Origin of the sequence: Priestia sp. YIM B13489 (assembly GCF_042787645.1) — a bacterium.
GTDB lineage: Bacteria > Bacillota > Bacilli > Bacillales > Bacillaceae_H > Priestia > Priestia megaterium.
Genome location: NZ_JBHZOQ010000053.1, coordinates 704,676 through 718,810, shown reverse-complemented (window position 1 = coordinate 718,810; position 14,135 = coordinate 704,676). Strand labels below are relative to the sequence as shown.

The following is a 14,135-nucleotide window of genomic DNA, read 5'->3' as shown; positions in this document are numbered from 1 at the left end:
GGTGGTACGAATGAGCTTTTTTAAGAAACTAAAAGAAAAAATTACAATGCAAACCGATTCTGTTACCCAAAAATTTAAAGATGGACTATCAAAAACGCGCAATTCTTTTTCAGAACGCGTGAATGATCTAGTGTCTCGCTATCGTCAAGTAGACGAAGAGTTTTTTGAGGAATTAGAAGAAATTTTAATTAGTGCTGATGTCGGTGTGGCTACCGTGTTGGATTTAATTGATGACTTAAAATCGGAAGTGAAACGCCGTAATATTAAGGATCCTCAAGATGTACAGGCTGTCATCTCTGAGAAATTAATTGATATTTATGAATCTGGTGAAGAGCAGATTGGTGAACTGAATATGCAGCAAAATGATTTAACGGTGATTTTGTTTGTAGGGGTAAACGGCGTTGGGAAAACAACAACAATTGGAAAAATTGCGCATAAATTCAAACAAGAAGGCAAAAAAGTCGTAATGGCAGCAGGAGATACGTTCCGTGCCGGTGCGATTGAGCAGTTAGAAGTATGGGGAGAACGCGTTGGTGTGGATGTTATTAAGCAATCTGCAGGCTCTGACCCTGCCGCTGTCATGTATGACGCTGTTCAGTCAGCTAAGGCTCGAAAAGCAGATGTTTTATTATGTGATACAGCAGGGCGCCTTCAAAATAAAGTAAATTTAATGAAAGAATTAGAGAAAGTAAAGCGTGTTATTGAACGAGAAATTCCTGGTGCTCCTCATGAGGTACTGCTTGTACTTGATGCGACGACGGGTCAAAATGCTTTAAGTCAGGCTAAAACATTCTCAGAAGCAACGAACGTGACGGGAATTGTGTTAACAAAACTAGATGGTACGGCTAAAGGCGGAATTGTTCTTGCCATTCGAAACGAACTGAAGCTTCCTGTTAAATTCGTTGGACTTGGAGAAAAAGTGGACGACCTTCAGCCGTTTGACACGGAGCAATATATCTATGGGTTATTTGCCAATGCTGTAGAAGAAGAAACAGAAAAAGAGGCGTAATCTAAAAAGAGGCTGGGATATAAGTATCTTAGTTGAAGGGCGATCCGAACGATTAATCGTTCGGATTTTTTTATTAGCAGGGTGGATGCAGGTTTCATATTTATTCTTCTTTAAATTGAAGTAATTTAGTTATATCTCCATCTCTTTTAAGTGGGAAAATGTGAGGTGTTAAGGAAAAAACTTGACATTCAAACCTCGCCTAGTTAAACTAATAACATGTAAAGGCTTTTCACTTAACAAGGGGGCGGTCAGATGGTTGAAAAGAGCGTGCATATGCTCGAAAAAACAACAAGAATGAATTACTTATTTGACTTCTATCAGGCGCTGTTGACGCCCAAACAAAGAAGTTATATGTCACTTTATTACTTGGATGATTATTCCCTCGGTGAAATAGCGGAAGAATTTGATGTGAGTCGTCAAGCAGTTTATGATAATATAAAACGTACAGAGCAAATGCTTGAACAATATGAGGAAAAGCTATTGTTATTTCAACGGTTTCAAGAGCGTCAATCAATTGTTCAACAACTGAAAGACGAACTTGCAGCCGACTTACACAAGAACAGTAAGCTTTCTTCTCTTCTTGATTCGCTCGAGAAATTAGATTAGGGGGCGGCGTATATGGCATTTGAAGGATTAGCCGACCGTTTGCAAAGCACACTGCAAAAGTTAAAAGGAAAAGGAAAAGTTAACGAAGCTGATGTTAAAGAAATGATGCGTGAAGTTAGACTTGCCCTTTTAGAAGCCGATGTAAACTTTAAAGTAGTAAAAGACTTTGTTAAGCGCGTAAGCGAACGTGCTGTAGGTCAAGACGTTCTTAAGAGCTTAACGCCTGGACAACAAGTTATTAAGGTTGTACAAGAAGAATTAACTGCACTTATGGGCGGAGAGCAAAGCAAGATTGCAGTAGCTCCAAAAGCTCCAACTGTAATTATGATGGTTGGACTTCAAGGTGCAGGTAAAACAACAACAACCGGTAAACTTGCCAATTTATTACGTAAAAAATATAACCGTAATCCATTGCTTGTAGCAGCAGATATTTATCGTCCGGCAGCTATTAAACAGCTTGAAACACTAGGAAAACAGCTTAGCATGTCTGTTTTTTCATTAGGTGATCAAGTAAGTCCTGTGGAGATTGCGAAACAAGCTATTGCTCATGCGAAAGAAGAGCATCACGATTATGTATTAATTGATACAGCGGGACGTTTGCATGTTGATGAAAATTTAATGGAGGAGTTAGAACAGATTAAAGAGCTTTCTAACCCAGACGAAATTTTCCTTGTTGTCGATGCGATGACGGGTCAAGATGCAGTAAACGTTGCGGATAGCTTTAATAAGCAATTAGGATTAACTGGAGTTGTATTAACGAAACTAGACGGCGATACGCGCGGTGGTGCAGCGCTTTCTATTCGTGCAGTAACCGATACACCAATTAAGTTTGTCGGTCTTGGAGAAAAAATGGATGCTATTGAAGCATTCCATCCAGAGCGTATGGCTTCCCGTATCTTAGGTATGGGTGATGTGCTGACGCTTATCGAAAAGGCTCAGGCAAATGTAGATGCTGAAAAAGCAAAAGAGCTTGAAGCTAAGCTGCGCACGCAGTCATTTACATTTGATGACTTTTTAGATCAACTTGCTCAGGTGCGTCAAATGGGACCGCTTGATGAGCTGATTGGTATGCTTCCGGGCGCCAATAAAGTAAAGGGGCTCAAAAACCTGCAGGTGGATGAAAAGCAAATTAATCATGTAGAAGCAATTATTCGTTCTATGACGAAAGCGGAAAAAACAAACCCTGAAATCATTAATGCAAGTCGAAGAAAGCGTATTGCAAAAGGAAGCGGACGTTCTGTACAAGAAGTCAACCGTTTGCTTAAACAATTTGAAGACATGAAAAAAATGATGAAACAAATGACAAATATGTCAAAAGGCAAGAAAAAGGGTATGAAACTTCCATTCTTTTCATGATAAAACGCTTGATTTGGACTGAAAAACCAAAGAAAATAAAATATTTTTCTAGTGTTAAGAAAAAAACCTTTACAAACATTTTACCTATTTGATATTATATTATCTTGTTGAAACATATTCGGAGGTGCTTTATAAAATGGCAGTAAAAATTCGTTTAAAACGTATGGGAGCTAAAAAATCTCCTTTCTATCGTATCGTAGCAGCAGACTCTCGTTCACCACGTGATGGACGTTACATCGAAGTAGTTGGAACTTACAATCCTGTAGTTCAACCAGCTGAAGTTAAAATCGATGAAGAGCTAGCTCTTAAATGGTTACAAAATGGTGCTAAACCATCTGATACAGTTCGTAACCTTTTCTCTAACGAAGGCATCATGGAAAAATTCCATAATGCTAAATTAGGAAAATAATTTCACTCGAGATGACATCACTAATCGAAACAATTGTAAAGCCGCTTGTTGATTACCCAGCTGATGTTAAAGTGGAGGAACAAGAAGATGAACGTCAAGTGACGTACATTCTTACTGTTCACCAAGAAGATGTCGGCAAAGTAATCGGCAAACAAGGCCGCGTTGCAAAAGCGATTCGAACTGTTGTGAATGCAGCAGCATCACAGCAAGGTAAAAAAGTGTATGTGAAAATTCAAGAGTAATCAAAAAGGGAGAGGGATAACCTCGCCCTTTTTTTATGTTATGATAAGATGAACGTTTTGATCACAGTAAGTCTTTTGCGAGCAAGAAGCAGCTATTTCAATATGCATGTAAAAAGCACAAGGTCACTATCTTGAGAGCGGAGGGAACGTTTTGAACATTATTCAAAAAGTGGTTGTGAAACAAGTGTTAACTGAAGCAAGCAAACAAGATCTTGAAAATCGTTTTATAAATCGCAAGCAGGCGCTTGAAAAAGAAATGGAACAGCTGAAATTTCAGTTAAAGCACATGGAAAAAGCCAATAAAGGTTCTTCTTTATTACATAGTCAGTTTGAAAAAGAAAAATCCGCTCGCCTTGAAAAAATTGAAGTGTTGAACTTTCAGCTGACGCAATTAGAAAAGCTTCCTTTAGGGAGCGAACTCGTTGAAACGGAACTGGATGCCTTGGTAGAGGTAGAAATCGGCGATGATTGGGAAAAGATAAAAGAAAGTAAAACAATTATTATAAAAGATAGCAAAGTTGTTGAGATTAGATAGAGGTGAAGAAGTATGAAATGGTTTAAGGTTGGAAAAATTGTGAATACCCATGGTGTAAAAGGAGAAGTTCGTATTGTATCAACTACGGATTTTGCTGATGAGCGTTATGAAAAAGGAAATAAACTTTATATCTTCAAAGAAAAGCAAAGCGAGCCGGTAGAAGTAACAGTAGCAAGCCACCGCAGGCATAAAAATTTTGATCTGCTTACATTCGAAGGCTATCAAAACGTAAATGATGTTGAGCAGTATAAAAACTGCGAAGTAAAAATCCCTGAGGAGCAGCTAACGGATTTAGAAGACGGTGAATTCTATTTCCACGAAATTATTGGCTGTACAGTAAAAACAGAAGACGGAGTAGAGGTAGGAACGGTCAAAGAAATTTTAACGCCGGGAGCTAATGATGTGTGGGTTGTTAAAAAAGGCGGAAAAGAAGTTCTTATTCCTTACATCGACGACGTTGTACAATCTATTGATATAGATGAAAAAGAGATTGTTATTACAGTAATGGAAGGGTTATTGGACTAATGAAAATTGATGTACTGTCGCTATTTCCTTCTATGTTTGACGGTGTTTTTGGTGAATCAATTTTGAAAAAAGCACAGGAAAAAAATGCGGTTGAACTGAATGTAGTTAATTTCCGAGAATATTCTACGAACAAACATCAAAATGTGGACGATTATCCTTACGGCGGAGGTGCTGGAATGGTATTGACGCCTCAGCCTATTTTTGACGCTGTAGAAAAGCTGACTGAAACAGCCAAGAAGCCCCGGGTAGTTTTGCTTTGTCCGCAGGGCGAACGCTATACACAGGCAAAAGCAGAAGAGCTAGCAGCAGAAGAGCATTTAATTTTTATTTGCGGTCATTACGAAGGATATGATGAACGAATTCGTGAGCAGCTGGTAACTGATGAAATTTCAATTGGTGACTATGTATTAACTGGAGGAGAGCTTGGTGCAATGGTTGTGATCGATAGCGTTGTTCGCCTGCTTCCCGATGTGCTTGGCAATAATCATTCAGCTGTACAGGACTCACACAGTACCGGTTTACTAGAGCACCCCCACTATACGCGTCCCGCTGATTTTAGAGGCTTAACGGTTCCTGAAGTACTTATGTCAGGAAATCATAAAAAAATTGAACAGTGGCGCCAAAAAGAGTCTTTAAAGCGCACGCTGCTTCGAAGACCGGATATGCTTGAAAAGATAGAGCTAACAGAAGAGCAAAAGAAACTAGTAGCTCAATTAAAAGAAGAAAATCAGCTTTCATAAATCCATAAAATTTATGCATAAACTCTGTTGCATACGGTATAAGAGTGTGCTAAGATAGATTTTGTGGCTTGGGCAGATGTCTGGTCACCTATAACGATGTTCCGCTGCAATGATTGAAAAGCATTGGTATGAGCGTCTGTTGGAAGGAGTTGAAACACGCGATGCAAAAATTAATCGAAGAGATTACAAAAGAACAATTAAAAACAGATCTTCCTACGTTCCGTCCTGGTGATACTGTACGTGTACACGTAAATATCGTTGAGGGTACTCGTGAACGTGTTCAGGTATTTGAAGGTGTTGTTATTAAGCGTCGTGGCGGTGGTATCAGCGAAACATTTACAGTACGTAAGATTTCTTACGGTGTAGGTGTAGAGCGTACATTCCCACTTCATACGCCAAAAATTGCAAAAATCGAAGTAATGCGCCGCGGTAAAGTACGCCGTGCGAAACTTTATTACCTACGTGAATTACGTGGTAAAGCTGCGCGTATTAAAGAAATTCGATAATAGTAAAGGGGAGCTTGTTTATACAAGCTCCTTTTTTCAAATGTTTTTTTAGAACGATTCGTTCTCTGACAGTAAAAAATAGACGTACAAGTCATCATTTTTTTATTCTATTTATTTATTAGGCGTTTCAAACATTATCGTTTAAAATAAAGGTATGACATAAGAGTTGGAGGACTGAAGATGGCTCGAAAGAAAAATGAACTGTGGGAATGGATAAAAGCAATCGCCATTGCCGTACTGTTAGCTGTTGTAATTCGCTATTTCTTGTTTGCACCGATTGTAGTAGATGGACTTTCTATGATGCCTACGCTGCATGACCAAAATCGAATGATTGTAAATAAGTTCTCCTATAAGATTGGTGATCCTGATCGCTTTGATATTATTGTTTTTCATGCTACAGCGGAAAAAGATTACATAAAACGTATTATCGGACTGCCGGGTGATCATATTGAGTATCGAAATGATACGCTATATGTAAATGGAAAAGCTTATAAAGAACCCTATTTAGATCAGTATAAAAAAGAAGTGATTGACGGTAATTTAACCGAAGATTTTAAACTAGAAGACGTAACGGGTAAAAAGACCGTGCCAGAAGGCTATTTGTTCGTGATGGGAGATAATCGACGCTACAGTAAAGACAGCCGTCAGATTGGCTTTGTGAGCATGGACAAGGTGCTTGGTAAAACGAGCGCCGTATACTGGCCGATTAAAGAAGCACGTTTTGCAAAGTAAAATATAAAAGGTGAGTAAAATATGACAATTCAATGGTTTCCTGGCCACATGGCCAAGGCCAGAAGACAAGTAACTGAAAAGCTAAAATTGATTGATATTGTATACGAACTGGTTGATGCACGCATTCCGCAATCATCGCGAAATCCAATGATTGATGAGATTATTGTGAACAAGCCGAGAATCGTATTGCTGAATAAAGTGGACAAAGCTGATCCGCGCGTTACTCAGCAGTGGCTAGATTATTACAAAGCACAAGGTATTTATGCCTTAGCTATTGACGCACAAGCAGGTAAAGGAATGAAACAAATTGTTTCGTCTTCCAAAGAACTTCTTCAAGAGAAGTTTGACCGTATGCGCGCAAAAGGAGTCAAAAAACCCCGCGCTATTCGAGCGATGATTGTAGGGATTCCTAACGTTGGTAAATCCACGCTGATTAATCGCCTTGCCAGTAAAAAAATCGCCAAGACCGGAGATCGTCCAGGTGTGACGCAAGCACAGCAGTGGATTAAGGTAGGAAATGAGCTGGAGCTACTTGATACGCCAGGTATTTTGTGGCCTAAGTTTGAAGATGAAACAGTTGGATATAAGCTTGCGACAACGGGTGCTATTAAAGATACCATTTTAAATATGCAAGATGTTGCTGTTTATGCGCTGCGCTTCTTAACTAGCCATTACCCAGAACAATTAAAGCAGCGTTATGATTTAAATGAAATCCCTGAAGACATTGTAGAGCTTTTTGATGCAATTGGGTCGCGCCGCGGCTGTTTAATGGGTGGCGGCATGGTGGATTACGATAAAACGGCTGAGCTTGTTCTTCGAGAAATTCGAACGGATAAAATTGGCACCTTTACATTTGATGATCCAAGTGAAGCTGAACAGCAGCTGTAAGCAATACATTGCGAACTGAAACAAAAAACGCCTCTGCCTTTTTAGCATGAGGCGTTTTTTATGTAAAAGTGCCGCATGGAAATGTTGATATAAAGAAGGTGGAGCTAATGAAAAAGAGTATTAAGGAAATAAAAGAAGAACTAAAGCAAGTGAGAAGCCCGGAAGATGCTTTATTTAAGGCATATGCGCAAGATGAGCGTAAAGGTGTGCAGCAGGTTATTATTCAAAAACAAAGGCAATTTGAAGCCGCTGAGCGCTTGAAGAAACAGTTTGATGAAATGATGGCATATGAAAACGAATTATACAATCAAGGAGCAACCTATATTGCCGGAGTAGATGAAGTAGGAAGAGGACCGCTAGCAGGACCGGTAGTAGCTGCTGCTGTTATTTTGCCGCCGGATTTTTTTCTCCCTGGTTTGACGGATTCAAAGAAGTTATCAGAAGCAAAGCGAGAAGCGTTTTATGAAGAAATTTGTAAAAGCGCTGTCGCTATCGGTATAGGTATTATAGACGCAGAGGTCATTGATTCTATTAATATTTATGAAGCAACAAAAAAGGCAATGACTGAAGCAATTGAACTTCTAGCTGTTCAGCCTGATGAACTGCTTATTGATGCGATGAAGCTGCCGGTGCCTATTTCGCAGCAGTCAATCATCAAAGGCGATGCTACAAGCATTTCCATTGCTGCAAGTTCTGTTATTGCAAAAGTGACGCGAGATCGAATGATGAAAGAACTTGGTGAACGCTATCCTGCATACGGATTCGAAAAACATATGGGATATGGAACAAAACAACATTTAGAAGCAATCGAACAATATGGAATTTTGCCAGAACACCGCCGATCTTTTGCACCAATAAAAAACCAAGTAAACTAGAACATGATACCCAAGCATATCTCTGCTTTTTAGCGCATGTTTCACATGCGGGATTTAGGCTCAAAAAGGATATAGCTTATTTAAGTGGAGATATTGCAGAGGGTGAAGTTCGTAAATTATTTTCTTCTCAGTTCGCTTCAGTTGTGAAGGTTGATTTACATGATCAACCGTACGTTTAACGTCCGCAGAGTCTCATTGACCTCATAAGGTATGGTTAAGTACTATCTCCATAAAAATATCAATTTTCTTATTATTTCAATATTTTTCACTAGAATAGTAGACAATTAGACAATTATTTTTATACAATGAAAGCGCAGTCTATTTTGTGCAGTATAGTTTTGTGGTTGATTATGTTAGGAGGATGGGAAATGAATATCCATGAGTATCAAGGAAAAGAACTACTCAGAAAATATGGGGTTGCAGTACCAAACGGTCGAGTAGCTTTTACTGTTGAAGAAGCAGTTGAAGCAGCAAAGGAATTAGGTTCACAAGTATCAGTGGTGAAAGCACAAATCCATGCTGGTGGACGCGGTAAAGCGGGCGGTGTCAAAGTAGCAAAAAACTTAGATGAAGTTCGTACATATGCACAAGATATTTTAGGAAAGACCCTCGTAACACACCAAACAGGCCCTGAAGGAAAAGAAGTTAAGCGCTTGTTAGTTGAAGAGGGATGCGATATTAAGAAAGAATACTACATCGGTTTAGTTCTTGATCGTGCAACGTCTCAAGTTGTATTGATGGGTTCTGAAGAAGGTGGAACTGAAATTGAAGAAGTGGCGGAAAAAACGCCTGAAAAAATCTTTAAAGAATATGTGGATCCTGCGATTGGTTTACAAGCATTCCAAGCTCGCAGACTTGCATTTAATATTAATATTCCAAAAGAACTAGTTGGAAAAGCAGTTAAGTTCATGACAGGTTTATATACAGTATTTGTTGAAAAAGACTGCTCAATTGCAGAGATTAATCCTCTAGTTGTAACAGGTGACGGAGACGTTATGGCATTGGATGCGAAGTTAAACTTTGATTCAAATGCGCTGTATCGTCAAAAAGATATTCTTGAATATCGTGACCTTGAAGAGGAAGATGCTAAAGAAATTGAAGCATCTAAATACGACTTAAGCTACATTTCACTAGATGGTAATATCGGTTGTATGGTAAACGGTGCAGGTTTAGCAATGGCAACGATGGATATTATTAAACATTACGGAGGCGACCCTGCTAACTTCCTGGATGTTGGGGGCGGCGCAACTGCTGAAAAAGTAACAGAAGCATTCAAAATTATTTTATCTGACCAAAATGTAAAAGGTATTTTCGTTAATATTTTCGGCGGGATTATGAAATGTGATGTTATTGCAACAGGTGTTGTTGAAGCAACGAAACAAGTTGGATTAAGCCTTCCATTAGTTGTTCGCTTAGAAGGAACAAACGTTGAACTTGGAAAAGAAATTTTACAAAAATCAGGCTTAAATATCACAGCTGCTGAATCTATGGCAGACGGCGCACAAAAAATCGTTTCACTAGTGAAATAGAAAGGCTGGGGGATAGGAATGAGCGTATTTATTAATCAAGATACAAAAGTAATTGTACAAGGAATTACAGGCGGAGTTGGCCTTTTTCATACACAGCAAATGTTAGAATATGGAACGAAAATTGTTGGTGGCGTAACACCAGGTAAAGGCGGCTTAGAAGTAGAAGGTGTTCCGGTATTTAATACGGTTGCCGAGGCAAAAGAAAAAACAGGCGCAACGGCTTCTGTTGTATATGTTCCGCCAGCATTCGCAGCTGACTCCATTATTGAAGCAGTTGACGCAGATTTAGATTTAGTTATTTGTATTACGGAAGGTATTCCAGTATTAGATATGGTAAAAGTAAAGCGTTATATGGAAGGAAAACGTACGCGCCTTGTGGGACCTAACTGCCCAGGTGTTATTACACCGGAAGAATGTAAAATTGGAATTATGCCAGGGTACATTCACAAAAAAGGTCATGTAGGTGTAGTTTCACGTTCTGGTACATTAACATATGAAGCTGTTCATCAACTTTCTGAAGCTGGCATTGGCCAATCAACAGCTGTTGGTATCGGTGGTGACCCAGTGAACGGCACGAACTTTATCGATGTATTAAAAGCGTTTAATGAAGATGAAGATACGTATGCAGTAATTATGATTGGTGAAATCGGCGGTACGGCAGAAGAAGAAGCGGCAGAATGGGTAAAAGCAAACATGACAAAACCTGTGGTCGGCTTCATTGGCGGTCAAACAGCACCTCCAGGAAAACGTATGGGCCATGCTGGTGCTATTATTTCAGGTGGTAAAGGGACAGCATCTGAAAAAATTAAAACAATGAATGAGTGCGGTATCCAAGTAGCTGAAACACCATCTGTTATGGGAGAAACACTTATTAAAGTGTTAAAAGAACAAGGCATTTACGAGCAGTGTAAGACTCATTAATAGAAGACATATAGCCTCCTTTGACTGGGGGCTATTTTGTCCATTTAAAAAGGAGATTGTAGAATGTCTGATTTACGGGAAAAATTAATTCATTTAGCACATTGTCCATCTGTTAATTGGAAACAAATTTTTACGCTACTTCAACAGAATTCTTCATTACAAAATCTCTACGAGTACTCTCCATCACAGCTTCAAAAACTATTGACTCTCTCGATTGAACGTGCTAATCAAATAAAAAAAGATTTGCAAACTATTCCAATACGAGATATTCTAGATAAATATGACGCTGAGAATATTCAATGTGTCACCATCCTAGATGATGAATATCCTGAACTTTTGCGCCATATTTATGATCCGCCTTGGGTATTATTTGCAAGAGGAAAGATTTCTCTCCTACACGCTACGGCAAGCTTAAGCGTTGTAGGAACAAGGAACCCCACTTCGTATGGAACTGCAGCTCTGACTCATATTGTTAAGCCGATGCTGCATGAAGAATTTGTCGTTGTAAGTGGACTGGCCTTAGGGATTGACCAGGCTGCTCATGAACTGGCTATCGCTGAAAAAGCTAAAACGATTGCAGTTTTAGGCGGAGGGTTTTATAATATTTACCCAAGAGGAAACCAAAATTTAGCAAGAGAAATTGCGCAGCATCATTTGCTGCTTTCTGAATATGCCCCGTTTATGAAGCCGACAAAATGGTTTTTCCCTCGCAGAAACAGAATCATTAGCGGATTAACAGGAGGCACGTTGGTGGTGCAAGCAAAAGAAAGAAGTGGATCTTTTATTACCGCCGACCAGGCGCTTCAGCAAGGAAGAGAAGTATTTGCCATACCGGGTTCTATTTTTGAAGAAACATCATGTGGAACGAATAAGTTAATCCAATTAGGGGCAAAACTTGTGCAAAGCGCTGCTGATATTACAGATGAAATGATGTATATAAGATGAATGTTTCAAAGTAGTCATATTCTTGCATGGTATGAAATACTAGTGAGATACGTAGTAAAATCGTATGACTTATCTTTTGGACATTTGACAAACAAGAACCAAATATTTAATAATAATGAAGATTTTATTCTACCTCTTGAGGAGGAACAAATAGATGTCTGACTACCTAGTAATTGTAGAATCGCCTGCAAAGGCTAAAACAATTGAACGTTATTTAGGAAAGAAATATAAAGTAAAAGCATCGATGGGACATGTTCGCGATTTACCTAAAAGTCAAATGGGAATTGATATTGAACAGGATTACAATCCGAAATATATTACAATTCGCGGGAAAGGCCCGGTTTTAAAAGAACTAAAAACAGCGGCTAAAAAAGCAAAGAAGATTTACCTAGCAGCCGATCCAGACCGTGAAGGAGAAGCGATTGCATGGCACTTGGCGCACAGTTTGGATGTAGACATTGCATCGGACTGCCGCGTAGTATTTAATGAGATTACAAAAGAAGCGATTAAAGAATCTTTTAAACATCCACGAGCAATTAATATGGATTTAGTAGATGCTCAACAAGCACGCCGTATTCTTGACAGGCTGGTTGGCTACAACATCAGTCCATTGCTGTGGAAAAAAGTGAAAAAAGGATTAAGTGCCGGAAGGGTTCAATCAATTGCAGTGCGGTTAATTATTGATCGTGAAAAAGAAATTGCAAAGTTTATCCCAGAAGAATACTGGACGGTAAAAGCAACTTTTCAAAAAGGGAACGACCAATTTGAAGGCCAGTTGATCGAATATCAAGGAAAAAAAGTAGAGCTATCGAATGAAAATGATGTAACCAACATTGTTAAACAATTAGATGGAAATGAATTTTCAATTTCTAAAGTAACAAAACGTGAGCGAAAGCGTAATGCGGCTCCTTCTTTTACCACGTCTTCATTACAGCAAGAGGCAGCGCGGAAACTGAACTTCCGAGCGAAAAAAACAATGATGATTGCGCAGCAATTATATGAAGGAATTGATTTAGGAAAAGAAGGCACAGTAGGTCTTATCACGTATATGCGTACCGATTCTACTCGTATTTCAGAAACAGCTCAAACGGAAGCTAGAGATTACATTACGAACGCATACGGAAATCAGTTTGTGGCAACGGAAAAGCGTAAAGAAAAGAAAAATTCGAACGCGCAAGATGCCCACGAAGCGATTCGTCCAACTTCAGCTCTTCGTAAACCAGGAGAGGTAAAAGAGTTCTTATCGCGTGATCAGTATCGACTGTATAAGCTAGTATGGGAGCGCTTCGTTGCTAGTCAAATGGCACCTGCAATTATGGATACAATGGCTGTAGATTTGAAAAATGGAGACGTAACATTTAGAGCAAACGGCTCCAAAGTTAAATTTCCAGGCTTTATGAAAGTGTATGTTGAAGGCAATGATGATCAAGTGGAGGAAAAAGAAAATCTTCTTCCAGACTTAGAAGAAGGAGAAGTAGCTTATTCTAAAGACATCGATGAAAAGCAGCACTTCACACAGCCGCCGCCAAGATATACTGAAGCTCGTTTAGTCAAGACATTAGAAGAGCTAGGCATTGGCCGACCGTCTACATATGCTCCAACACTTGACACGATTCAAAAGCGCGGGTACGTAGCGCTCGATAACAAGCGTTTTGTTCCAACAGAACTTGGAGAAATTGTACTAGAGCTTGTATTGGAGTTTTTCCCGGAAATTTTAGATGTAGAGTTTACAGCTAAAATGGAAAACGATTTGGATGAAGTGGAAGATGGTAATGTTCAATGGGTGCGTGTTATTGACGAATTTTACAGTGATTTTGAAAAACGCTTAGAACATGCTGAAAAAGAAATGCGCGAAGTGGAGATTAAAGATGAACCTGCCGGAGAAGATTGCGGAGAATGCGGTTCACCTATGGTATACAAAATGGGACGCTACGGAAAATTTATGGCATGCTCTAATTTCCCTGACTGCCGCAACACAAAGCCAATTGTAAAAGAGATTGGCGTAAAGTGCCCGAAATGTGAAGAAGGAAATATCGTTGAGCGAAAATCGAAGAAAAAGCGTACATTTTATGGCTGTGATCGATTCCCGGGCTGTGACTTCGTATCTTGGGATAAGCCGATTGCAAGAAAATGTCCGAAATGTGAAAACCTGCTTGTGGAGAAGAAACAGAAAAAAGGAACTCAAGTCGTCTGTACAAGTTGTGATTATAAAGAGGAAGCTCAGCAGTAAAAGAGAATGGGATGAATTCCCACACTTTAAATTTAAAAATAGCAGTTATATAAGATGCGGCGACATTGCTTCATGTGCTAAAATGGA

General features: G+C 39.3%; 16 protein-coding genes. All 16 read left to right on the top strand.

Features of this window, described 5'->3' with window-relative positions:
* Positions 1-10 precede the first annotated feature (10 nt).
* The 16 genes from ftsY (at position 11) to topA (ending at position 14,048) form a co-directional block, all read left to right on the top strand.
* The gene (gene ftsY, locus ACFX4W_RS09585) at positions 11-1,009 is read left to right on the top strand and encodes a signal recognition particle-docking protein FtsY (RefSeq protein ID WP_013058902.1); all 999 of its coding nucleotides are present in this window, start codon (positions 11-13) and stop codon (positions 1,007-1,009) included.
* Between the two features lie 273 nt (positions 1,010-1,282).
* On the top strand, positions 1,283-1,615 hold the full coding sequence (locus ACFX4W_RS09580; protein ID WP_025750337.1) for a putative DNA-binding protein: 333 nt from the start codon (positions 1,283-1,285) through the stop codon (positions 1,613-1,615).
* 12 nt (positions 1,616-1,627) lie between these two features.
* Entirely contained in the window at positions 1,628-2,971 is a 1,344-nt protein-coding gene (gene ffh, locus ACFX4W_RS09575; RefSeq protein WP_013058900.1) for a signal recognition particle protein, read from the top strand.
* Between the two features lie 136 nt (positions 2,972-3,107).
* Positions 3,108-3,380 carry a 30S ribosomal protein S16 gene (gene rpsP, locus ACFX4W_RS09570; RefSeq protein ID WP_013058899.1) on the top strand — a complete coding sequence of 91 codons (273 nt, stop codon included), beginning with the start codon at positions 3,108-3,110 and terminating at the stop codon, positions 3,378-3,380.
* Between the two features lie 11 nt (positions 3,381-3,391).
* Positions 3,392-3,622, top strand: coding sequence for a KH domain-containing protein (locus tag ACFX4W_RS09565; RefSeq protein ID WP_013058898.1), 231 nt, complete (start codon positions 3,392-3,394; stop codon positions 3,620-3,622).
* Between the two features lie 151 nt (positions 3,623-3,773).
* Positions 3,774-4,157 (top strand): YlqD family protein, encoded by a 384-nt coding sequence (locus ACFX4W_RS09560; protein WP_097824513.1) that lies wholly within the window; start codon positions 3,774-3,776, stop codon positions 4,155-4,157.
* A gap of 12 nt (positions 4,158-4,169) precedes the next feature.
* Positions 4,170-4,682: a ribosome maturation factor RimM gene (gene rimM / locus ACFX4W_RS09555; RefSeq protein WP_013058896.1), complete on the top strand. Its 513-nt coding sequence runs from the start codon at positions 4,170-4,172 to the stop codon at positions 4,680-4,682.
* Positions 4,682-5,422 carry a tRNA (guanosine(37)-N1)-methyltransferase TrmD gene (trmD, locus tag ACFX4W_RS09550; RefSeq protein ID WP_097824512.1) on the top strand — a complete coding sequence of 247 codons (741 nt, stop codon included), beginning with the start codon at positions 4,682-4,684 and terminating at the stop codon, positions 5,420-5,422. The genes rimM and trmD overlap by 1 nt, the downstream gene beginning before the upstream one ends.
* A gap of 161 nt (positions 5,423-5,583) precedes the next feature.
* A complete protein-coding gene (gene rplS / locus ACFX4W_RS09545) occupies positions 5,584-5,928 on the top strand; it encodes a 50S ribosomal protein L19 (protein ID WP_013084808.1) in 345 nt (114 codons plus the stop codon).
* A 180-nt stretch (positions 5,929-6,108) separates the two neighbouring features.
* Positions 6,109-6,660, top strand: coding sequence for a signal peptidase I (gene lepB, locus ACFX4W_RS09540; protein WP_013058893.1), 552 nt, complete (start codon positions 6,109-6,111; stop codon positions 6,658-6,660).
* Between the two features lie 21 nt (positions 6,661-6,681).
* On the top strand, positions 6,682-7,548 hold the full coding sequence (ylqF, locus tag ACFX4W_RS09535; RefSeq protein ID WP_028410801.1) for a ribosome biogenesis GTPase YlqF: 867 nt from the start codon (positions 6,682-6,684) through the stop codon (positions 7,546-7,548).
* Positions 7,549-7,655: 107 nt separating this feature from the next.
* Positions 7,656-8,423 carry a ribonuclease HII gene (locus tag ACFX4W_RS09530; protein WP_043976467.1) on the top strand — a complete coding sequence of 256 codons (768 nt, stop codon included), beginning with the start codon at positions 7,656-7,658 and terminating at the stop codon, positions 8,421-8,423.
* Between the two features lie 368 nt (positions 8,424-8,791).
* Positions 8,792-9,952 (top strand): ADP-forming succinate--CoA ligase subunit beta, encoded by a 1,161-nt coding sequence (gene sucC / locus ACFX4W_RS09525; RefSeq protein ID WP_013058890.1) that lies wholly within the window; start codon positions 8,792-8,794, stop codon positions 9,950-9,952.
* An 18-nt stretch (positions 9,953-9,970) separates the two neighbouring features.
* Entirely contained in the window at positions 9,971-10,873 is a 903-nt protein-coding gene (gene sucD / locus ACFX4W_RS09520; protein ID WP_013058889.1) for a succinate--CoA ligase subunit alpha, read from the top strand.
* 63 nt (positions 10,874-10,936) lie between these two features.
* Complete coding sequence (gene dprA / locus ACFX4W_RS09515; RefSeq protein WP_043976470.1) at positions 10,937-11,818, top strand: DNA-processing protein DprA; 882 nt, start codon at positions 10,937-10,939, stop codon at positions 11,816-11,818.
* Between the two features lie 154 nt (positions 11,819-11,972).
* A complete protein-coding gene (topA, locus tag ACFX4W_RS09510; protein ID WP_028410804.1) occupies positions 11,973-14,048 on the top strand; it encodes a type I DNA topoisomerase in 2,076 nt (691 codons plus the stop codon).
* Positions 14,049-14,135 lie beyond the last annotated feature (87 nt).